Source organism: Serratia sp. X10, from assembly GCF_017811775.1.
Classification (GTDB): domain Bacteria; phylum Pseudomonadota; class Gammaproteobacteria; order Enterobacterales; family Enterobacteriaceae; genus Serratia; species Serratia ureilytica.
In genome coordinates, this window is the sequence record NZ_JAEIOH010000006.1 from 94,988 (window position 1) to 117,711 (window position 22,724).

Below are 22,724 nucleotides of genomic sequence, written 5' to 3' on the forward strand. Positions count from 1 at the left end.
CTCCTAAAGTAGGGAGGGTTGATAATAATTCATCAGACCTATCTGATATTTGAAGGCGAAAGGAGAATCCTTTGGGGCAGGATTATGCGTTGGTTGTTGATGACCATCCATTGGTAGCAAGCGGCATCGCTAATTTTCTCAGCACGCATTGCCGATTCAAACAGGCGCATGTGGTGACTACAGAAGAGAATTGCTACCGTCATATTAGGGAAAACGGCCCGCCGCGTTTACTGGTGATCGATTTTTGGCTCTCTTCCGGTACGGCGTTGAAATTACTCAAGGAAGTCAAACAGCTTTATCCCCAGGTGCGAATACTGGTGGTGAGCGGCGACGAGAATAACGATATCTGGCAGAAAGTGCACACTGCCGGCGGGCATGGGTTTGTATTAAAAAACGAACCTCCTGAATTATTCGCCAAGGCGGTCTTTGCACTGAACGATAATCAGGAATGGTTTCCTGAGGGGAATGAATTCGCCGTTAAAAGCAACCAAGAGCATTTAAAAAAATTTAATTTAACCCCGCGACAAATTGACGTATTAAATATGATGATGCGCGGCCTGCCCAATAAAAGGATCGCCGCGCAGCTGTCTATTTCCGAACCCACCGTCAAAGAACACATCAGCAATATTTTGAAAAAAATCGGCGTCAACAGCCGGGTGGAAGCCATTACGCTGTTGCACGGCAAACGGGAGCCGTCGCAATGAGGTTTTTCCAGAATTTACAAAATGATGGCATCTCGCCACGCGCGCAGATCCGCCTGCTGGACAACACCTTCATGCGATTGGTGTTCAGCTTTACCGCCGTACCTTTCGTCGGCATCCCTTTCGCCATCTGGATTTATTTGCTGGGGGATGAGCTTGGCCCAACCATCGCCTGGATCATGGTTTACCTGCTATGCGCCGTGGCGATCAGAATATGGCATCGGCGCTACCTGCGCGAGGCCAAAGAAAATGATGAAGACACCGTGCTGCGCCGCTGGCTACCGCGCATTAATAAGGTGGCCTTTATTCACGGGCTGGGGATCTCCTCACTCTATTTAATTACCCCGCAGACCCATAACTTTGACTTTTTCCTGCTGCTCAATATCAGCATCGCTGCGATCGTCGCCGCCAACGCAACGCATCTGACGCCCGTCATCAGCACCTTTACGCGTTTTTTCTTCGCCTCCTGGGGGCTGCTGAACCTCGGCATCATCTGGCGGCTGGAAGACGTGATGTTCATCGTGCTGATGCTGAACTTGCTGTACGGCTTCGCCATTTATCGCCACGCGTTAACCTCACATGCGTTCTTTATTCAGCAAGCGCTGCTCGAAGAACAAAGTTCGCGCCTGGCGGAGCAGTTCCGCCAGGCCAAAGAAGAGGCGGAACAGGCGCTGTTGGACAAGAACCAGTTCCTGACCACCGCCAGCCACGATCTGCGCCAACCGGTGCACGCCATGGGTTTTCTGATCGAAGCCATCATCCACAAAAACCGGGACGACAGCCTGACGCCGCAGCTGCTGGATCTGCAGCAGAGCGTGCGTTCGGTGCATCTGATGTTCAATTCGCTGCTTGATCTCAGCAAGATCGAATCCGGCAACGTGCGCACCGCCGCCACCCATGTGGATATCGGCGCCCTGCTCGACTCAGTGATCACTCTGTTCCGCGAAGAGGCCAACAGCCGCTCGCTGGCGCTGCGCACCTGGCGACCCAAGCGGCGCATCAGCGTGATGGGCGATCCGCTGCTGGTGCGGCAATCGCTGATCAATCTGATCCAAAACGCCCTGCGCTACACGCAACGGGGAGGCGTACTGATCGCCATCCGCCCGCGCGGTGCCGAGTGCCTGGTGGAAGTGTGGGATACCGGCGTAGGCATCGCCGACGAAGAGAAAAGCAAAATCTTCTCCCCTTACTACCGCCCCGAGCTGGCGTGGAAGATAGACAGCGCCGGGCACGGGCTGGGGTTGGCGGTGGTAGCGCGCTGTGCCAAGCTGATGAAGGTGAAGTACGGCATGCACTCCGTCGAAGGCAAAGGCTCGCGCTTCTGGATGCGCTTTGCGCAATACCTCGGCGAAGACAAAGCGCCGGAGATCGCGGCGACGTACGACAACACCGCCACGCCCACCCGCTACGCGCCGCTGCGGGGATCCTGCCTGGTGGTGGACGACGATCCTTTGGTGACCTCCGCCTGGGAAAGCCTGATGAGCACCTGGGGCATCACCGTGCGCTGCGCGGCCTCCGCCGAGGAAGCCTTCGCCATCGTCGACGACGGCTTTACGCCGTTCGCCGTGCTGTGCGATCAACGTCTGCGCTCCGGCGAGAGCGGTTTCGACATCCTCAAAGCGTTGTTCGAACGCCTGCCGGACGTGAGCGGCGCCATGGTCAGCGGCGAGTTCAACTCGCAAGTTCTGCAAGAGGCCGAGCAGGAAGGCTATCTGGTGCTGCGCAAGCCGCTGGAACCGGCCAGGCTGCATGCGCTGTTGACGCAGTGGGGGAGCGGCTAGCGCATATTGAGGGCGATCAGGCCATGATCAAACGCTTAAACAGCAGCTGCTGGATATCCTGCCGATGGGACAAGATAGCATGGGCAGTCACGGTAGCTGCTTCTACGGAATACAAAACCCGGTAACCTTCAACGTGGTTAAACTCCCGGTACTTTGCACAGCCAATCTTCAGCAGCTCAGGGCAAATCTGGCATCCCTGCGGGAACTGGCCAACGATGCGCTCAAACTGAGTGAGAATGTCTGCGATAACCGGGCGTGGCTCAACATCAACACGGCGCAGGAAACCCGCTATTGTGTCGATGCAGTGCTTTACCGTAAGCGTGTACTCAAAGGTCACCGCCTGTTCCATTGCAATCCTTTAATGTTGAGCACTGTAATGCTTAAAGCCCATCCAACAGCTGTTCCTTTGAGAACACGCGCCCTTCCGCTTTATCTTTCTCTGACAGCGTCAGCAATTTAAGCAGAGCAATGGCGTTCTCTCGTTCCTGCTGCTGCTCATAGGATTCTATCACGTAGGCGGGAACCCCATTTTGCGTGACCAGGATAGGTTCAGAGAGATCGAGCGTGGCCGCGTTTTTTTTAACGTAGCTGATGGTCTCTACTTTCATCGTGCCCCCAGGCGCTACCAATCATATTAAGGTCTGAATGTAGTCTATATTTAGACCAAAAACAATAATCTGCTTCAAACCTCATGATTGAAGCGAGGCAGAACGAGCAGGAAGGTTATCTGGTGCTGCGCAAGCCGCTGGAACCGGCCAGGCTGCATGCGCTGTTGACGCAGTGGAGGGCAAGTTAACTACGCAGATGGCGCAGGTTATCCGCCGGCAATAAGGCAGGCTCAATGAATAAAACATTAAGCCTGCCGCATTTTACGTGGCGTTATCTAAATACGATTAATCGCATTTAGGCGGTTCTGGTTTGCAAACCGGCGGCTCAGGTTTACATACCGGCGGTTTTGGCGTGCAACCGCCCCAGGCATTATTCCACGCGTTTCCCCAGCTGTTAACAACCTTGCCGATAATAGCCAGACCCAGGCCAATCGTTGCGCCGTTCACCTGCTGAACTTCTGTTGAATTTAATTCTCTCATTTTTCATCTCCATTCACTAAAAAGAATCAATTAATAAAGACTGCTTTTTATGAACCGTCGGTTCACGCTTTAGGTATAAGACGCTCAATAAATTAACTCAATAACGAAAATCTTAATTAAAGATGAAATAAATATAAAATTTTATATTTCATCAAGCAATTACGTTATTGCATTTACAGGTTGCAATGTAATTACCCGATCTGCCGATGCAATCGTCGATGGCCGATGAGCAATGATAACGCGGGTCATTTTCAACGAGGATATGGCTTCGTTCACCCTTTTTTCATTGTCCAGATCCAAATGACTGGTGGCTTCGTCCATAAACAGAATGCTGGGCCTTCGATATAACGCGCGGGCGATAAGAACCCGCTGTTTTTGCCCGCCGGAAAGGCTGCCCCCCAATTCGCCCACCAACGTTTCATATCCCATCGGCATTTTCATAATATCGTCGTGAATATTGCAATGCTTGGCGCATTCAACGATAAATTCCGTATCGGGATGAGCATCAAAACTGCATATGTTCTCGGCAATTGAACCGGCAAGCAGTTTATCTTCTTGCAATACACATGCGATACACTCCCGGTAATTATTAATGCCGATATCATGAATGTTAATGCCGTTGATAAACAAACGCCCTTCCGTCGGTTCCAACAGCCCGCACATCAGCTTCATCAACGTGGTTTTGCCAACGCCTGAAGGCCCGACGATCGCCACGCTTTCTCCCGCCGCGATCTGCAGGCTGAGCCCGGGGATCACTGGGCGCGAAAGGCTGTCATATTGATAAAGCAGATCGCGCACTTCAAAAGTCACCGCCTCGTTGGGATTGCATATCTTGCGATAGGGCTTTTCTTCCTCTGTCGTAGAAAGCACGATGTCCGCCAGCCTTTCATTATGCAAATTCAGCATTCGCAGCCGAATGACCATATCGATAAGATTTGACGCGCGATCGGAGAATTGCCCCCGATAGGCATTAAAAGCGACAAACATGCCTAATGTCATTTGACTGTCGATCACTAAAGACGCGCCCAACCACAAGATAACGATTTGATCGCAGGCCGCAAGAAATGCATTCACGCCGCCAAAGAACATATCGAGCTTCGTCACCCGAATATTGGCGTTTGCCGTATCGATATTTAAATTTAACCAGAACTGCGAACGCGTTCCCGCCAACCCCAACGACTTCAGCGTCGCGATGCTGTACAACGTCTCCATAAAATGTGAGCTGGCTTTCGCCGACTTCACCAATTGCTCCTCGGACGCTTGCCGATAGTAGCGATAGGTCGAAAGGCGCAGCAGAACATATAAGACCGTAAAGCCGGAGGCTACCCACACCAGCCAGCCGCCGTACATGAACATCATGATAAATACGCCGACCGACATGATGCCATCAATGATGCTGGAAACGATACTGGTGGTAAACGTGGTGCGAATAGCGTCCAACGAGCCAAAGCGCGATTGAATATCACCCAGCTTGCGCTTTTCAAAATAGGCAAGCGGGAGCTTCATCAGATGATCAAACAGCCCTGATTTCCACTGTATATCGATCAGCGCGCCCATCACGATGGAGATCCACGAGCGAAACATCGAAACGCAGGTGCGGAACAAGATAAAAAACAGTAAACCGACGCAAATAATGACCAATAAATTATGGTCGCCGGCCTGGATGACGTGGTCCATCACCAACTGAGTCCCGACGGGCATCAGCAGGTTGACGGCCTCAATGACCAACGACAGAGCGAAAATTTTTACCAGCGCGCTTTTAAGACCGGTGACATTGCTGAGCAGTTTTCTAAAGTGCAGGCGATTTTTCTGCACCACAGGCGTGAATTCACTGCTTGGCCATACCTCTAAAGCGATTCCGGTAAAATGCAGGGAAAACTCCTGCAGGCCGATAACCCGACGGCCAAATGCCGGATCGTGCAGGATTATCCGCCCACCGCGAATGTTGACCAGGACCACAAAGTGATTCATATCCCAGTGCAATATGCAGGGCCTTTTCACCTGGCGAATCTCATCCAGGTTCAAGGATAAAGCCCGCGTTTTCAAATTGAGATTCTCGGCGATCGCGATCAGCGAGCTCAGGGTGGCGCCGCGGGCCGAGATATCAAACTTCTGGCGCATCGACAGCATATCGATGTGCATGCCGTAATAGCCGCATACCATCGCTAAACTAGCCAGCCCGCATTCGGCGGCCTCCGTTTGCAAGACCTGCGGCACTTTTCTTCTGAGCGACAGGTTCAGCTTGCCAACGATATTCTCATAAACTTTATTCACGAAGTGGCCCCGACACACTGTTTTTCATGTCATAAAATGGCGCGAACATCCATTGGTAGATGGGTCTTTTCTCCAGGAAAAGCGTGGCTTGCGCCTTCATGCCGCTTGAAAGGTTCAGCTTCTTTCCCTGATAGCCGAACTGCGTGTTATCGATAGCCACCAGCACTTTGTAGTACGACTCAACCAGTTCAGCCGATTGTCGAGTTGGCGAACTGCTGTAAGTGGACATTTCCTGAATCGATGCGGGAACATAAGCGATGCTTTCGATCACGCCGGGAAACTGACCAAATTTTTCATACGGGAAGGCGTCATAGCGAACGTTGATGTGATCACCTCGGCTCACGTAAGGCACGCTGCTGTTGGGCAACCATAAAACCAAATAATAGATGGCATGATTACTGGGGATTAATTGCGCCAGGCTGTCCCCCGTATTGACCATTTGCCCAGGCGTCACGCTGAGCGATTCAACGCGCCCGTCCGCCGGCGCATTGACAATCAACGAGCCGCTGGCGTCCGCTTCGGCCAGCTGCCGCAGGAGATCATTACGCTGAAATTGATATTGCGAGATTTGATTATCGAAATCGGACGCTCTTGTCGCGAGATCGCTATTCAGGTTAGTTATCTGCAAAGACTCTTGAATGCTTTGGTTATAGAGACTGTGGAACGTGCTCTGCTGCTGATAGTAGAGGTAAACCTGGTTATTCAGCTGATCCCGATTAATGAGTCCCTTACTGCGATACTCATCGTAATTTTTCATGGTTTCGCGCATGAAGTTAACGCCGTTGCGTGAATTCTCGACCATCTGTTTGGACTGGCTGTGCGCCAGTTTATATTGGTCAATCTGCGCTTGCAGATTGACCAGGGTCGTTTTCTTGTTCGCCTCCAATTTGGCGATGATGCTATCGACCTGCGCCAGTTGATTTTCTATCGCCTGCCGCGTGCTTGCGCTGACGGTGCCGGAATCCGTCACCCTGCTGACGTCTATCTGATAAAGATGCTGCCCTTTTTTTACCTGATCGCCCACATTGACAAAGCGTTGTGCAATGAATCCCTGCTGAGTAGCAAATATGTTGACCGATCTTGGCAGCGTCGTGACCTCTCCGCCCACGCTGATACGCCGGGTATAACCGCCATAGGTCACGAAAATGATCAGCACAGAGACGAATGAAAGTGATATGCCCGCGATGACCCAGGCCGGCAACCCTGCAATTAACAATGCTTTTCCTGCCCATTTAGAACGACTGTGCGATAAGGCCTCTTCCCTAAACAAATCCTGACCTCTCCATATATAGCGACACCGTTTATTTTTATCTTATCCATAGCCCAATACGGCGCTTATTTAGATTTAATCTTTGTTGGCAAAACCCACAAGTAATAATAATCTTAAAAAATCACAAAACTGCTGAAACATCACAAAAAGTGCGACCCTAATATTAGCGACGGCGTTATGAGTTGCATATTTCAACGCCGACCTCTTTAATCTAAGCGTATTCTCATCAAGCCGTCATTCACAGAGGCTGCGAGAATTAAGCGGCGAAACGCTTTACGTTTCGTTCCTGAGGTATAGGGATAAAGTTGAAAGGATTTACTATGAAAGAGCTAAATACTGCAGAGATCGAAATCGTTTCTGGTGCAGGGATTATTTCCGATACGGCAAGCTTTGTATCAGGATTTGCCGGCGATGTTATCATTGATACCGTAAAATTGGCCAATGATGCGCTTAATACCCGACTGATCTCTTCCGTAGGCCAAGGGTTCAACGCGATCGGTTTTGGCTTGGGCGCCGTTCATAATGTCGCGGACTCGCTTGGCTATGCGGCATTTAAAAGCGTTGCAGCCGTAGGCTCCCTGCTGGGCGGGGATGCAAGCCGTATCGAATATCATTACGAGAAAGAATGGGGTGCTTGAAAACAAGCGGCTCCCTCTGAAAGGTTAATGATGCTAACCACCTGCCCAATCAGGTGGTTATTTCAATTACGCACTCACTAACTCTTCTGTTTGAAAACCGCTTTGGTCAATGGAGAAGAGAACACGTTGTGCGGATCGTACTTATTCAGCACGTTGCAGGCATGATTCCAACTGTCATTGTTCCCTGCCCCGGCATTAAAGCTGCGCGGAATGTTTTCTTCGAGTACGGTTTTATCCTGCCACGCGGCCTGTGACGTATAACCCCAGCCTTTACTCCACTCTACGCGAACCGTCGCATAGTCGCCCGCATAGTGGCTAAAAATCCATTTTTCCATTTCACTGTAGAATTTATTGGCATCCGGCGTATCGGGCATGGTCAGAATATCCAACCAGATCGCGACATCCCATTCCGGATGGGATTCAACGGGACGAATAGCCGAAAGATCGGGAGCAATGGCATTAGCCACCGCACTCTCTTTTGCACTGTCCAATCCGGTGACGCGAATTTCAATCGGGCCATTCATCGGAAATGAATTCTTGCGCTGGTAATCGGCCACCATGTCTTCATATTTTTTCGTGAAATCGTGCAATACGTTTTGAATATTGCTCCGCTTCGTGATTATCGCGTAACCATTGGCCGTCACGCGCAGCGTTGTCGGCTTCACATACAACAGCAGATCCTTGCTCCACCCCCACAGATCCGCCGACACGGTGGCCCCTAAACCAATACTGACCAACTCCATCTGCGCCTTGCCGAGTGTCGGGGTCAGCTCCGGATGGCCATTATTGATTTTTTTAATGATATCGGAAATTTTAACCGGCAAATTATCCGAGAACGGATAGTTAAACGGACCATTAACCGGTTTTGACACTTTTGGGAAGCTGTCTTCTTGCTTCCACACTTTCAGCCATGGTTTTTCCGTGAACGGGAACCAGATGACTTCAACGCGCCCGCACAGATCCAAGAAATGGCTGAAGGTATTTTTTGTCGTGCTCGCAGTGGAAAAAAGATCCGCCGCGGTGACATTAACATAACTTTGACAGCGTAAACGCCGGTTGCGCGGCACCTGCAGCGTCACTTCGCTGATAAAAGCCCGGCCGACATGCACCAGGAATGCCGAGCTCTCCGCATTATCACGCGTAAACTCCTTTAATTCATACTTCGACCGCGCCTGATCCCAGACGACAGCTTTTAGCGACACCACGCTATTGCTCACGGAACCAAAACTGGCAAACTCAGCCAGAGGCTCATCTTTTGCCGGGATGCAGGTTCCATGACCGCCGATGGCGAGCACGCCGCCCAGGGTCAGATCGCCAGGCGCCGGCGTCGCGTAAAAGCCGAGTTTCTTTTTTTCTAATTCAGTGAGCAAAGCCTGCATTGTCACCCCCGTTTGCGCGGTGACGTATCCATGCTCTCCCACTTTATTGATTGAGATGTTTTTGAATTTCCTGGTGAGGTCGATCAGCACGACATTGCTGTTATCCTCCCCGTTTGCAATAACGAGCGGGGACCAGTTGTGCTTGATGCCAACCGGACGCACGCAATATTTATTCTCATGCGCCCAGTTAATTACGGCCAAGAGCTCATCCGTATTTTGTGGATAGCAGGTCAGAATATGATTGCCGGAGATTTCTTTTGACCAATTAACAAAATTGACATACTCATAGCCCACAGGGAACGTGTTCAAACTAGAACTAGTCATAACTGACTTCCTTTTAAAATTAAAACCGATAGAGATAAAAACGGCAACAGCCCGAGCGCTAATTAATCACCCTGATAAGCACCTCCTTTTCCTTGGGATAATCCCTCTTTTTTACTGCCCGAATAACGTCAAGACTTGCCAATATAAATCAACACCTTGACGTTAATTTCCGCGTATTGAAAATTCTTTTCTTTATGCAACTCAATTAAAAAGCCGTTTCTTATTCGCACGCCAAGCAAAGGAAGATAGGCGTCATAGATGCTGTCAAAAAAAACCAGGTATTCGTTCAATCTGCCATTAAACTCGAACAATAAGTACTGCCCTCTTATCAACGTCAGATTGCGTGTCTCGTAGTACCCTTTGCTGAGCGTTACTTCCCAACCGGATGAAGCCAACTTTACCGTGCGCATTGACGTATCGGTATTTTTCCCTGTGCGGCTGCCATATTTCTGTCGTTCCTCTCCTCCAGAGCTGGAAGCATTCATCGAATGATAGAGAAAAAACTTATATCCCTTAAGCAGGTATATGTTCTTGGGCATTTCGATAAAATGATAGGCTGACGGATTTTGTATTAAAAAGGGAGGGAGATGTTTGGAAAAGTCCCATTCCTGGCTCGTTCTAAAGTCCTTTGGGCTTTCGCCGAAAAAGCGTTGAAAGGCGCGGCTAAAAGCCTGCTGGGAGCTAAAGCCGATAGCAGTAGCCACTTCCAATACTTTTAAATCAGACTGTTTGAGCATGACGGCAGACTTGCTCAGACGCCTATTTCTGATATACGTCGCTATTTTCATTCCCGTATAACGCTGAAACATTCTTTGCAAGTGCCATTTCGAATAACCAGACAAATCCGATAACTTTTCTATCGAGAGATCATGCTGTATATTCATCTCGATCAAATTAACTAGCTCGACCACGATACTATGCTGGTAACTCATAATGACATCCATGCCCTAACAAAACCCACCCTCAGACAACCTGCTCATTGGGCTTTTATCCATTAAAATGAAAAACAAAGCGCTGCCGCAATCATGCAATTAGGATTAGAATGTGAAAAACGATGAACCTTTCATAGTTGATTGACAAAGAGATTCCTCTTTTTGGGTAGACACCCTCCTTGTGACGTTATTGGTATAATTCTTATAAAGCTTTTCCCTGGTGAAGGCTTTTCCTGTCTCTTTCATCTTGACCAATATCCACCCTGACGTTGTGCAACTAAGCAGTCAAAAGAAAGCATATCCTGGCATCCGTTGATAAATCGTTTGCCTCCCTCTCGGCGGTGCATTTTAATACCCTTACATTTAGAGTAGCCTATGTAGATAGCTTAGAAAATATCAAATGCCAGATAATTACACAGTTCGCACTTTATGTTACGACAATAATTAAAAGATAATAAAAATCATATAATTAGAATTTCAATTCCAAGCAATGAATGCCGATAAAACGTAGGGCTCGCCCTTGAGAAGGGTTATTAAAAACAATGAAACCGCTGATTTCCCCAATAAAAACAGAAAGAAAGATTTATAAAATAAGAAATAGACTAATTCACCGCATCCTTCTGATATATTTATTCGTCAGACCAAGTCTTTAAGAAAAATCCCATAAAAGGGCGCGCGGAGTCCTTTAATTTTCGCAGAGAATTAATTAGCTACGCCATCGCCCGATGCCGATGAGTCGACGCGCCTCAATACGGCAATTCATTTTAATACCGCGGCCCGGCGGATACGGTGAATAAAGCCCCGTTATCCGACGATATCATCGCGCCGGCAACGTGCGCGTGGTTGCAGAATACCGTTCTGCGGATTGGCGCAAAGCCGAGATGGAAACGCCGCGTCTCAGGAAATGAGCCGTAAGCAAAGCGCAGGGGGCTGTCCTCTCCGTTCGCCCCTCTCTCAATCACGGCCTCCTTTCGGCTCGGAAGCCGTCTACGGCATAGGGCGCCAAACATCGGGCATAAAAAAACCCGCCGTTAAGCGGGTTTGGTTCTCATGTGCGGTTCACTGACGCCAGCCTACGCCGGACGCGGGATTACTCCCACTCGATCGTCGCCGGCGGCTTGCCGCTGATGTCGTACACCACGCGGGAGATGCCGTCCACTTCGTTGATGATGCGGTTGGAGACGCGGCCGAGGAAGTCATACGGCAGATGCGCCCAGTGCGCGGTCATGAAGTCGATGGTTTCCACCGCACGCAGGGAGACCACCCAGTCGTATTTGCGGCCGTCGCCCATCACGCCGACCGAGCGCACCGGCAGGAACACGGTGAACGCCTGGCTGACTTTGTTGTACAGATCGGCTTTGTGCAGCTCTTCGATGAAGATAGCGTCGGCGCGGCGCAGCAGATCGCAGTACTCTTTCTTCACTTCACCCAGCACGCGCACGCCCAGACCCGGGCCCGGGAACGGGTGACGGTACAGCATGTCGTACGGCAGGCCCAGTTCCAGGCCAATCTTGCGCACTTCATCTTTGAACAGCTCTTTCAGCGGCTCGACCAGGCCCAGCTTCATCTCTTTCGGCAGGCCGCCCACGTTGTGGTGCGACTTGATCACGTGCGCTTTACCGGTGGCGGAAGCGGCGGATTCAATTACGTCCGGATAGATGGTGCCCTGCGCCAGCCATTTCACCTGCTCTTGCTTGCAGGCTTCTTCGTCGAACACTTCAACGAACACGCGGCCGATGATTTTACGCTTGGCTTCCGGCTCGTCGACGCCCGCCAGCGCGGTCAGGAAGCGGTTTTCCGCCTCGACGTGCACGATGTTCAGGCCGAAGTGGTCGCCGAACATTTCCATCACCTGCTTGGCTTCGTTCAGGCGCAGCAGGCCGTTATCGACGAACACGCAGGTCAGACGCTTGCCGATGGCGCGGTGCAGCAGCATCGCGGTGACGGAGGAGTCAACGCCGCCGGACAGACCGAGGATCACGTGGTCCTCACCCACCTGCTCGCGGATGCGCTCAACCGCATCTTCGATGATGGTGGCCGGCGTCCAAAGGGCCTCACACTGGCAGATGTCCAGTACGAAGCGCTCGAGCATGCGCTGGCCCTGACGGGTGTGGGTCACTTCCGGGTGGAACTGCACGCCGTAGAAGCGTTTTTCTTCGTTGGCCATAATGGCGAACGGGCAGGTATCGGTGCTGGCGACGGTCACGAAGTCGGACGGGATCGCGGTCACTTTGTCGCCGTGGCTCATCCACACGTCCAGCAGCGGTTTGCCGGCCGGGCTGATGGCGTCTTCGATGTCGCGCAGCAGCGCGCTCTCGTTGACGATTTCCACCTGCGCGTAGCCGAACTCGCGTTCGTTGGAGCCCTGCACATGGCCACCCAGCTGCATCGCCATGGTCTGCATGCCGTAACACACGCCCAGCACCGGCACGCCGGCGTTGAACACGTAGTCAGGGGCGCGCGGGCTGCCGGCTTCGGTGGTGCTTTCCGGGCCGCCGGACAGGATGATGCCGCTTGGGTTGAATTCGCGGATCTGCTCTTCGCTAACGTCCCAGGCCCACAGTTCGCAGTAAACGCCGATTTCGCGCACGCGGCGGGCGACCAGTTGGGTGTATTGCGAACCGAAGTCCAGTATGAGGATGCGATGCTTATGGATATTTTGTGTCATGTGAGGCGAATTCCAGCAACAAGAGAAAAAGAGCGAAAATGTATGTTTTCGGGATGGGGCTTAGCGCCCCACCCCGGCCTCTCACTCAGGAGAGGTTAAGGCATCAGCCCATGCGGTAGTTCGGCGACTCTTTGGTGATGGTCACGTCGTGCACGTGGCTTTCCTGAATACCGGCGCCGCTGATGCGCACGAACTCCGCCTTGGTGCGCAGATCGTCGATGGTGGCGCAGCCGGTCAGGCCCATGCAGGAGCGCAGGCCGCCCATCTGCTGGTGCACGATGGCTTTCAGCATGCCTTTATAGGCCACGCGGCCTTCGATACCTTCCGGCACCAGTTTGTCGGCGGCGTTATCGGTCTGGAAGTAACGGTCGGAAGAGCCTTTGGACATCGCGCCCAGCGAGCCCATGCCGCGGTAAGATTTGAACGAACGGCCCTGATACAGCTCGATTTCGCCCGGAGATTCTTCGGTGCCCGCCAGCATGGAGCCGACCATCACGCAAGAGGCGCCCGCGGCGATCGCTTTGGCGATATCGCCGGAGAAGCGAATGCCGCCGTCGGCGATAACCGGAATGCCGGTGCCTTCCAGCGCTTCCACCGCGTCGGCGATGGCGGTGATCTGCGGTACGCCCACGCCGGTCACGATACGGGTAGTACAGATAGAGCCAGGGCCGATACCCACTTTCACCGCGCTCACGCCGGCTTCAGCCAGCGCTTTGGCGCCCGCCGCGGTCGCGACGTTGCCGCCGACGATCTGCAGATCAGGGTATTTGGCGCGGGTTTCGCGGATGCGCTGCAACACGCCTTCGGAGTGGCCGTGCGAGGAGTCGATCAGCAAAACGTCAACGCCCGCCGCCACCAGCGCGTCAACGCGCTCTTCGTTGCCGGCGCCGGCGCCGACCGCCGCGCCCACGCGCAGACGGCCGTGCTCGTCTTTACAGGCGTTCGGCTTACGTTCCGCTTTTTGGAAGTCTTTAACGGTGATCATGCCCAGCAGATGGAAGCTGTCGTCCACCACCAGCGCTTTTTCTACGCGCTTTTCGTGCATCTTCTGCAGCACCACGTCGCGCGCTTCACCTTCTTTCACGGTAACCAGGCGATCTTTCGGCGTCATCACCGCGGTGACCGGCTGAGTCAGATCGGTCACGAAGCGCACGTCGCGGCCGGTGATGATGCCGACCAGCTCGTTGTCTTCGGTGACGACCGGATAACCGGCGAAGCCGTTGCGCGCGGTCAGCTCTTTCACTTCCTGCAGCGTGGTGGCCGGGGTAACGGTCTGCGGGTCGGTGACTACGCCGCTTTCATGTTTTTTCACGCGGCTGACTTCTTCAGCCTGGCGCTCGATGGACATGTTTTTGTGGATGAAGCCCAGGCCGCCTTCCTGCGCCAGCGCGATGGCCAGGCCGGATTCGGTAACGGTATCCATGGCTGCGGACAGCATAGGGATGTTCAGGCGGATGGTTTTGGTCAGTTGAGTGCCGAGCTCTGCGGTGTTAGGCAGAACCGTGGAGTGGGCTGGAACCAGGAGGACGTCGTCAAACGTCAGAGCTTCTTTAGCGATACGTAGCATGGGCAATATCTCACCAGGGTGGGCTGTGAAAAAGATAAAATATTGCCGCGGCATTATACAGAGCGGAATCGGTTGCCTCCAGCACTTTCTTACAAAAAGTCTTGATTACCTTTTTCAGCCATGTAGTATCGACCAATTAAGTGATTGTTTTGAAATTTGATCTGGGTCACATGTCGCTACCTGTTTCGCCTTCCATTTTTACCGTAAGCCGCCTGAATCAGACGGTTCGCCAACTGCTGGAAAGGGAAATGGGGCAGATTTGGCTCTCCGCCGAGATCTCCAACCTCTCCCAGCCCGCCTCCGGCCACTGGTATTTCACGCTGAAAGACGACCGCGCCCAGGTGCGCTGCGCGATGTTCCGCAACAGCAACCGCCGCGTCACCTTCCGGCCGCAAAACGGCCAGCAGGTCTTGGTGCGCGCCAGCATCACGCTGTATGAACCGCGCGGCGACTACCAGCTGATCGCCGAGAGCATGCAGCCCGCCGGCGACGGCCTGCTGCAGCAACAGTTCGAGCAGTTGAAACAGCGCCTGAGCGCCGAAGGGCTGTTCGATCAGCAGTTCAAGCAGCCGCTGCCCGCCCCGGCCAAACGCGTCGGGGTAATCACCTCCGCCAGCGGCGCGGCGCTGCACGATATCCTGCAGGTGTTGCAGCGGCGCGATCCGTCGCTGCCGATCGTCATCTACCCCACCTCGGTGCAGGGCGCGGAAGCGCCGATGCAGATCGTGCGCGCCATCGAGACCGCCAACCGCCGCGACGAATGCGACGTGCTGATCGTCGGCCGCGGCGGCGGTTCGCTGGAAGATCTGTGGAGCTTCAACGACGAACGCGTGGCGCGAGCGATCTTCGCCAGCCGCATTCCGATCGTCAGCGCCGTCGGCCACGAAACCGACGTCACCATCGCCGACTTCGTCGCCGACCTGCGCGCGCCGACCCCTTCCGCCGCCGCCGAACTGGTGAGCCGCAATCAGCTCGAGCTGTTGCGCCAGCTGCAGTCGCAGCAGCAACGGCTGGAGATGGCGATGGATTACTACCTGGCGCAGCGTCAGCAGCAGTTCACCCGCATTCATCACCGTTTACAACAGCAGCATCCGCATCTGCGCCTGGCGCGCCAGCAGACGCTGCTGTTCAAGCTGCAGCGCCGAATGGAAGACGGCATGCAGCAGCAGCTGCGCCTGGCCGCCCGCCGCAGCGAACGCGTCCAGCAGCGGCTGGCGCAGGTACAGCCGCAGGGCCGCATTCACCGCTATCAACAGCGCGTGCAGCAGCAGGAATACCGTCTGCAGCAGGCGATGGAGCGCCAGCTCAACGCCTACCGCCAGCGTTTCGGCGTGGCCTGCAGCCAGCTGGAGACCGTCAGCCCGCTGGCGACGCTGGCGCGCGGCTACAGCGTGACGCAAACTCCGCGCGGCGAGCTGCTGAAAACCACCAAGCAGGCGCAGGTCGGCGAACTGCTGAAAACCCGCCTGCAGGATGGTTGGGTGGAAAGCGAGGTGAAAACCATCACCGTCGCCAAAAAGCCGCGCAAGAAGCGCGCGGCCGAGTAAGCCCTACTCCAGCGTAAAACGCTCGCCCGGTTCGCCGTTCACCCACAGTGCGCGCGTTTCGCCTTCCGGCAGGCTGAGCGTCAGCGTGCGCCAGGCCGGGCGGAAACGCCCTTCCGTCGTGATATCCAGCATGATGCGCTGATTGTCGCAGCGCATTTCCCAGCGCAGCCACAGCGCATCGCCCTGCCGCCAGCCGTCGCTTTCACCGTCGTCCTCAAACAGCAGCCCACTGCTTGCACCACCGCCCTTGAGCGGAAACAGCCGCAACTCGCGCCGATCGTCGGCGGCCACGTCCACATGCGCCAGCCGCTGCGACAGCGGCAGCGCCGCCCCGGCGCGCACCAGCAGCGGCAGACGCTCCAACGGCGCCGCCAGCGTCACCGTCTGCCCGCCGCCGAACCACTGGCCGCTGTAGAAGCAGTACCAGCCTTCGCCGTTATCCGGCAGATACACCGATCGGCGACGCTGCCCCGGCTCCACCACGCTGGCCACCAGCAGATCGCGACCGATCAGAAAATCGTCGTTTTCGCCAAAGGTGCGCGCATCCTGTTCGTGATCGAGAAAAGTCGGGCGCAGCATTGGCTCGTCGTCGGCGCAGGCCTGCCACAGCAGAGTGTAGAAATACGGCAGCAGCCGGTAACGCAGGTTGATCGCCTCGCGCACCGCCGGGGTAGCGGCCGGGTACATCCAGGGTTCGTTGACCGTGGCGTCGTCGTTCCAGGAGTGGATGGTGAAACGCGGGTGCATCACGCCGTTTTGCACCCAGCGCACCAGCAGCTCCGCGTCCGGTTTGTCGCCGGAGAAGCCGCCGACGTCGTGGCCGAGGTTATACAAGCCGGACAGGCTCATGCCCAACCCCATGCGAATGTTGTAGCGCAGCGTCTGCCAGCTGGTGCGGTTGTCGCCGCTCCAGGTCTGCACATAGCGCTGCATGCCGGCGCAGCCGGAGCGCGAGATCAGGTACGGGCGTTTCTGCGGCGCGAAGCGCTGCTGGGCCTCCATCGAGGCGCGCATCATCAGCAGCGGCATCACCGGGCGGATATGCTTGATGGCGATCGGCCGCCCGAAGCCATGGCAGCGCGCTTCGCCGTCCCACACTTCGTATTCGTTGTTGTCGTTCCAGGTCGAATCGATGCCCATCTCCAGCAGCTGCTGCGTGACGCCCGCCTGCCACCAGCGCACCGTCGCCGGATTGGTGAAGTCGAGGTGCGATCCTTCGTCGTCCCAGAAGCTGGAGCGTTCCGGCGCGTCGCTTTGCGAATCGCGGATAAACAGCCCCTGCGCCGCCACCTCTTGATACTGCGGATGATCCTGCAGCAGGCACGGCTTGATGTTGGCCGCCAGCTTGAGGCCGGCGTCGTGAAACGCCTGGCTGAGCAGCTTGGGCTGCGGCACCTTGTCATAGTTCCAGTTAAACACGTAGCGTTTGTTGTTGATCGAGGTGTAGCCCGACGACAGCTGGAAAGAGTCGCAGGGGATGGCGTGTTGGCGGCACAGCGCAATGAACTGTTGCAGCTGCTGCTGGGCGTCCGGCGCGTCGGTGTAGTGCATGGTCGAACCGCTGTAGCCCAGGCTCCACTTCGGCCCGAAGTGGGTGCGCCCGGTCAGGCGCACGAACGCCTTGGTGACGTCCAGCACCCGGGGACCGAGGAACAGGTAGTAATCCAGATCGCCCGCCTCGGCCTGATAGCGGCGGTAGGCCGTATGGTAGTTGTCGATCTCGTTGCCCAGATCCAGCCAGCAGCTGCTCAGGTTGTCGTAGAACAGGCCGAAGCTCGCCTCCGGCCCACGGGTAATGGTAAACGGAATGTGCTTGTACAGCGGATCGGTGCTGGCGGCGTTGTAGCCCATCGCGTCCAGATTGCGCATCTCGAAGCGGCGGCCGGTGCGTTCCAGATCGCCGGTCTTCTCCCCCAGGCCGTAATAGCGCTCATCGGCGAAACGCCGCTGATAATGCGCCACGCCGTCGCCGTGCGCATTGAGCAGGTAGGCGCTGGTCGGCCGATCCGACGCCAGCGGCCGCCACTCGCCGTCGGCGGTGCAATGCTCCCACGCCAGCCACAGCGGCTGATGCACCGTCACGCGCAGCAGCGGCGTGCTGACCACCAGCCGATCGCCCTCCCGGCGCAGCTGATAGCCCGGCAGGCTGAAACCGGCGACGCTGAGCCGATCGCGCCCCTCCCAAGGCACATCGTTCTGCGGCGCGATGCTCCAGGTGCGATCCAGCGCCAGCTCGCCCTCACGTTTGATCAACACGCGGAACAGACCGTCTTCCAGCACGTACAGGCAGAAACGGTGACGTTCATCGACCAGCAGCTCGACGTGGTCGGCATGCTGCGCCGCCAGCGTCCAATTTTTCAACGTTTTCATACATATTCCACTTAGCTGTGTGAAGGGGTTTTCTTACCGCCGCGCTCGGCAATCAGGGCGATCAGGAACAGGGCGCCGATCAAATCGAAGAAGCCCATCGCGATGAACAGCGGGTTAAAGCCGATGGTGTCGGATACCGCGCCGATCAGGAGCGTGAACAGGAAGCTGGCGATCCAGGCGCTGGAGCCGCGCATGCCGTTGACCGTCGCCATTTGGTTTTTATCGAACGATTCCACCACCAGGGCGCTGAGCATGCAGGAGATCACCTGATGGCCGAACCCGCCGATCGAGATCAGCGCGATCGCCACATAGGGATCTTTGGTGATCGCCACGAACGCCAGCGACACCATCAGGAAAGCGCCGGTCACCGAGCTGGCGACCACCGAGTTGACGCGGCTGCAGCCGAACCATTTGCGGTACAGAGTGGTGAGATAGCCGCTGGCGACGCTGCCGATATCCGCCGCCAGGAACGGCAGCCAGGCGAACATCGCGATCTGCTTCAGATCCATGCCGCGTTCGGTGGCCAGGTACAGCGGCACCCAGAAACTGAAGACCGCCCAGGCCGGCTCGGCGAGAAAAGCCGGGATGGCGATGCCATAGAATTTCTTGTTCTTGCACAGGCTGGCCAGCGAAGCGAAGAACGGCAGCTTCGGCAGCACCGGCTCGTTGTCTTCGCGGATCAGGTCCAGCTCTTGCTGGCTGAGGTTCGGGTGCTGCTGGGGCGAGTGGTAGAACAGCCACCACAGCACGACCCAGATCAGCGCCAGCCCGCCGGAGAACAGGAATGCGCCCTGCCAGCCGAAGGAAACGTGGGCGATGACGATGATCGGCGGCGCCAGCATGGCGCCGATGGAGAAACCGACGCCCGCCCAGCCGGCGGCGATCGGACGCTCCTTCTTCGGGAACCAGTCGGAGATCGCCTTGGCGTTGGCCGGGGTGGCCGCCGCCTCCGCGCCCCCCATGAAGAAGCGCAAAATGGCCAGTTGCAGCCAGCTGCCGGCGCCGGCGTGCAGCATGCACACCACCGCCCAAATGCCCGCGCAGATCAGAAAGCCCATCTTCAGGCCGATGACGTCGATCAGCCAGCCGCAGATCGGCTGAAATACCGTATAGGCCAACTGGAACGACGCCACCACCCAGGCATATTGCTCGGTGCTCATGTTCAGGCTGGTTTTCAGTTCCGGCGCCAGAATGCCCAGCGAGTTGCGGGTAATGTAGTTGACCGTGACGCCCAACAAGAACAGCGCCAGCATCCACCAGCGTAGCGATTTGAACTTGCGCCGGCCGCTCTGCGCGACCGTCTGATTGATCTCCACACTCATCGGTTATCTCCCCGCGGCCGCCTGTGACAGCGACGCGCGCATTGGTAAGGTACGTTGCGCTATCAAAAGGGGACGGTGAACACGGGCCAACGCTCGCATAACAGACCGGCAGTCCATCACAACCCCATGATTTATTTTTTGTTTTCTTCTTTGCACACCGTTAAAATTGGACTGACAAGTCGTTAAAATTGGTGTACCAATGCAGACTACTCAGCGATCACGCACAGCGAAACGGGGTTTTTTGCAAAGATTTTCACGGGTGGATGAAAAAATAGTCATAATGGCCGCAGGATCCAGTCAAAGCGCTGAAAAGCCGCAGTGAAAATTTTCTCATGGACGAATTTGAAGGAGATCACAAAATGAACGGAAAGCTGAAAATCCAGGAGATCGCCCGCCAAACCGGGCTGTCGATCAGCACCGTTTCCCGCGTGCTGGCGGGCAAGGCCAACACCAGCGCCGAGGCGCGCCGCAAGGTGCTGGAATGCGCGCAGCAAAACGGCATTCTGCAGGGCATTTCCAGCGGCCGACTGATGTTAAACAACGTGATGGTGTTCGCGCCGCAGCGCGCGTTCGACGTGCGCACCGATATCTTCTACTACAAGGTCATACAGGGCATCGCCGCCGCACTGATGCAGCACGAGGTGCGCATCCGTTACTGCGGCCTGGAAGAGCAGCACAGCGACGGCGCGCTGTTTCTGGAAAAGATGAGCGATCCGCACACCGAAGCGGCGCTGATCATCGGCATCGACGACGAACATATCCACACCCTGGCGGCCGATCTGCCCAAGCCCTGCGTGCTGATCAACTGCACCGATCGGCAGATGCGGCTGGACAGCGTCTCGCCGGATCATCAGCTGATCGGCGACTATTCCGCCAGCTATCTGTTCCAGCAGGGGCACAGCCATATCCTCAACCTGCAGTGTCTGCGCCGCCACACCATGGAGCTGCGGCTGGCGGGCATCCGGCAGGCCTACGCGCGGCATCATCTGCCGTTCGACGACGGCCGCCATCTGGTGACCACTTCCGGCTTCGGCAGCGAAGAGGCCGAACAGGCGCTGACCACCTACCTGAACTGTGCCCCGCTGCCGACGGCGATCCTGGCCGGCGGCGACTACATGGCGGTCGGGGCGGTCAAGGCGCTCAACAAGCTGGGGCTGGACGTACCAGGCGACGTGTCGGTGATGAGCACCGATGGCTTCAACCTGGCGGAAATCCACGATGTGCCGCTGACCTCGGTACAGGTGCCGCGCGATGAGCTGGGCTACGAGGCGATCCAGCTGCTGCAGCGGCGCATGCTGCGCGCCGACGCGCCGCCGTGCAACCTGCTGCTGCATGGCCGGTTGGCGGTACGCGCCTCGGTGCGACGCATCAGTCCTCACAAGACCACCCCGGCGGTGAGCACGCATAACCACAGGCTTTATGACGAGTAGACTACACTTAGGCTCAGTGCATTCATTCGATGAGGTAAATTTTTTGCCTAAGGAGAGCCACTATGCCAGCCCAGCGCATGCGTTCCGTTATTCCTCCCTACATGCTGCGCCGCATTATTGAACACGGTAACGCCCCACAGCGCGACTGCGCGCTGCACACCCTGAACCACGTGCAAAGCCTGCTCGGCAACAAGCCGCTGCGTTCGCCGACCGAGAAAAACGCCCGAGCCGGCGAAGCGCTCCGCGATATCTACGACGCCCAGAACGGCACCCAACTGCCCGGCAAACAGGTGCGCAAGGAGGGGCAGCCCAGCAACCACGACGTGGCGGTGGACGAGGCCTACGACTATCTCGGCGTCACCTACGATTTCTTCTGGCAGGCCTATCGGCGCAATTCGCTGGATAATAAAGGGCTGCCGCTGGTCGGCAGCGTGCACTACGGCCAGGAGTACCAGAACGCTTTCTGGAACGGCCAGCAGATGGTGTTCGGTGACGGCGACGGCGAGATCTTCAACCGTTTCACCATCGCCATCGACGTGGTGGGCCACGAGCTGGCGCACGGCGTGACCGAGAGCGAAGCCGGGCTGATCTACTACCAGCAGTCCGGCGCGCTCAACGAATCGCTGTCTGACGTGTTCGGTTCGTTGGTCAAGCAATACCACCTGCAGCAAACCGCCGATAAAGCCGACTGGCTGATCGGCGCCGGGCTGCTCGCCAAGGGCATCAAAGGCAAAGGGTTACGCTCGATGTCAGCGCCCGGCACTGCCTACGACGACCCGCTGCTGGGCAAAGACCCGCAGCCCGCCAGCATGAAGGATTACATCCAGACCAAGGAAGACAACGGCGGCGTGCACCTCAACTCCGGCATTCCCAACCGCGCGTTCTACCTGGCGGCAACCGCGCTGGGCGGCTTCGCCTGGGAAAAAGCCGGCTACGTCTGGTATGACACGGTGTGCGACAAAGCGCTGCCGCAAAACGCCGACTTTGCCACCTTCGCCCGCGCGACGGTGAAACACGCGCAGGCGCGTTTCGATCAAAGCGTGGCGGACAAGGTGCAACAGGCCTGGCATCAGGTGGGGGTGGAGTAATGAAACCGCTGCCGACGCTCAATCAGGATACGGTCATTGAGCTGGCGCGCGAGGGAGGCTTCGCCTACATTCCCAAACTGGCGGGCCAGCGCCGCATTGCGCTGGCCGATATCACGCCGGAGCAACGGCAGCGCCTGAATCAGTTGCTGAATCAGACGCTGCCGTACGCCCAGGAAGAGGGCCAACCCAACTCCCCCGGCTGCGGCGACCAGCGCTACTACCGCGTACAGATCAACTACACCAGCCCCACCCTGAGCACCGAGATCGTGCTGTTAATCCCGGAAAGCAGCGCGCCGCAGGCGCTGGTGGATTTGTGGAAAACCGGCCAGGTGGATGAGTGAGGGC

Annotated in this window: 18 protein-coding genes; 7 read left to right on the plus strand and 11 right to left on the minus strand. The window is 56.0% G+C overall.

Features of this window, described 5'->3' with window-relative positions:
• The first annotated feature begins 71 nt into the window (after positions 1-71).
• Positions 72-704, plus strand: a complete 633-nt coding sequence (locus J9788_RS18805) for a response regulator transcription factor (RefSeq protein WP_046897740.1) — start codon at positions 72-74, stop codon at positions 702-704.
• Complete coding sequence (locus J9788_RS18810) at positions 701-2,482, plus strand: hybrid sensor histidine kinase/response regulator (RefSeq protein WP_046897741.1); 1,782 nt, start codon at positions 701-703, stop codon at positions 2,480-2,482. Before J9788_RS18805 ends, J9788_RS18810 begins: the two co-directional genes overlap by 4 nt.
• Before the next feature lie 16 nt (positions 2,483-2,498).
• Here J9788_RS18810 and J9788_RS18815 read toward each other — a convergent pair whose 3' ends face one another.
• The 5 genes from J9788_RS18815 to J9788_RS18835 form a co-directional block, all read right to left on the minus strand.
• Positions 2,499-2,831 carry a type II toxin-antitoxin system RelE/ParE family toxin gene (locus tag J9788_RS18815; protein WP_182265528.1) on the minus strand — a complete coding sequence of 111 codons (333 nt, stop codon included), beginning with the start codon at positions 2,829-2,831 and terminating at the stop codon, positions 2,499-2,501.
• Positions 2,832-2,862: 31 nt separating this feature from the next.
• Positions 2,863-3,090, minus strand: a complete 228-nt coding sequence (locus J9788_RS18820) for a type II toxin-antitoxin system Phd/YefM family antitoxin (protein WP_038872484.1) — start codon at positions 3,088-3,090, stop codon at positions 2,863-2,865.
• Positions 3,091-3,375: 285 nt separating this feature from the next.
• Positions 3,376-3,570, minus strand: a complete 195-nt coding sequence (locus tag J9788_RS18825) for a hypothetical protein (RefSeq protein WP_127897174.1) — start codon at positions 3,568-3,570, stop codon at positions 3,376-3,378.
• A gap of 159 nt (positions 3,571-3,729) precedes the next feature.
• Positions 3,730-5,844, minus strand: coding sequence for a peptidase domain-containing ABC transporter (locus J9788_RS18830; protein WP_342160202.1), 2,115 nt, complete (start codon positions 5,842-5,844; stop codon positions 3,730-3,732).
• Complete coding sequence (locus J9788_RS18835; RefSeq protein ID WP_033644082.1) at positions 5,837-7,114, minus strand: HlyD family secretion protein; 1,278 nt, start codon at positions 7,112-7,114, stop codon at positions 5,837-5,839. The genes J9788_RS18830 and J9788_RS18835 overlap by 8 nt, the downstream gene beginning before the upstream one ends.
• Before the next feature lie 320 nt (positions 7,115-7,434).
• Between J9788_RS18835 and J9788_RS18840 the strand changes: the two genes are divergently transcribed.
• Positions 7,435-7,752 (plus strand): hypothetical protein, encoded by a 318-nt coding sequence (locus J9788_RS18840; protein ID WP_079007635.1) that lies wholly within the window; start codon positions 7,435-7,437, stop codon positions 7,750-7,752.
• Between the two features lie 77 nt (positions 7,753-7,829).
• Here J9788_RS18840 and J9788_RS18845 read toward each other — a convergent pair whose 3' ends face one another.
• The 4 genes from J9788_RS18845 to guaB all read right to left on the minus strand — a co-directional run bounded on the left by J9788_RS18845 (position 7,830) and on the right by guaB (position 14,622).
• The gene (locus tag J9788_RS18845) at positions 7,830-9,455 is read right to left on the minus strand and encodes a cholesterol oxidase substrate-binding domain-containing protein (RefSeq protein WP_033644084.1); all 1,626 of its coding nucleotides are present in this window, start codon (positions 9,453-9,455) and stop codon (positions 7,830-7,832) included.
• 128 nt (positions 9,456-9,583) lie between these two features.
• The gene (locus tag J9788_RS18850) at positions 9,584-10,387 is read right to left on the minus strand and encodes a helix-turn-helix domain-containing protein (protein WP_033644341.1); all 804 of its coding nucleotides are present in this window, start codon (positions 10,385-10,387) and stop codon (positions 9,584-9,586) included.
• A 1,090-nt stretch (positions 10,388-11,477) separates the two neighbouring features.
• Complete coding sequence (gene guaA, locus J9788_RS18855; RefSeq protein WP_021504498.1) at positions 11,478-13,055, minus strand: glutamine-hydrolyzing GMP synthase; 1,578 nt, start codon at positions 13,053-13,055, stop codon at positions 11,478-11,480.
• Positions 13,056-13,158: 103 nt separating this feature from the next.
• Complete coding sequence (gene guaB, locus J9788_RS18860; protein WP_004941460.1) at positions 13,159-14,622, minus strand: IMP dehydrogenase; 1,464 nt, start codon at positions 14,620-14,622, stop codon at positions 13,159-13,161.
• A gap of 170 nt (positions 14,623-14,792) precedes the next feature.
• On the opposite strand from guaB, the gene xseA reads away from it, so the two are divergent.
• Positions 14,793-16,169 carry an exodeoxyribonuclease VII large subunit gene (gene xseA, locus J9788_RS18865; protein WP_046897867.1) on the plus strand — a complete coding sequence of 459 codons (1,377 nt, stop codon included), beginning with the start codon at positions 14,793-14,795 and terminating at the stop codon, positions 16,167-16,169.
• Positions 16,170-16,172: 3 nt separating this feature from the next.
• Here xseA and J9788_RS18870 read toward each other — a convergent pair whose 3' ends face one another.
• Together J9788_RS18870 and J9788_RS18875 are read right to left on the minus strand one after the other, a co-directional pair.
• Complete coding sequence (locus J9788_RS18870) at positions 16,173-18,539, minus strand: TIM-barrel domain-containing protein (RefSeq protein WP_046897745.1); 2,367 nt, start codon at positions 18,537-18,539, stop codon at positions 16,173-16,175.
• A gap of 11 nt (positions 18,540-18,550) precedes the next feature.
• Entirely contained in the window at positions 18,551-19,861 is a 1,311-nt protein-coding gene (locus tag J9788_RS18875) for an MFS transporter (RefSeq protein WP_046897746.1), read from the minus strand.
• Between the two features lie 359 nt (positions 19,862-20,220).
• On the opposite strand from J9788_RS18875, the gene J9788_RS18880 reads away from it, so the two are divergent.
• From J9788_RS18880 to J9788_RS18890, 3 genes are all read left to right on the plus strand, one after another.
• Positions 20,221-21,291: a LacI family DNA-binding transcriptional regulator gene (locus J9788_RS18880; protein ID WP_046897747.1), complete on the plus strand. Its 1,071-nt coding sequence runs from the start codon at positions 20,221-20,223 to the stop codon at positions 21,289-21,291.
• A 62-nt stretch (positions 21,292-21,353) separates the two neighbouring features.
• Positions 21,354-22,379: a M4 family metallopeptidase gene (locus J9788_RS18885; protein WP_046897748.1), complete on the plus strand. Its 1,026-nt coding sequence runs from the start codon at positions 21,354-21,356 to the stop codon at positions 22,377-22,379.
• The gene (locus J9788_RS18890; protein ID WP_016929750.1) at positions 22,379-22,720 is read left to right on the plus strand and encodes a protealysin inhibitor emfourin; all 342 of its coding nucleotides are present in this window, start codon (positions 22,379-22,381) and stop codon (positions 22,718-22,720) included. Before J9788_RS18885 ends, J9788_RS18890 begins: the two co-directional genes overlap by 1 nt.
• The last annotated feature ends 4 nt before the right edge of the window (positions 22,721-22,724 follow it).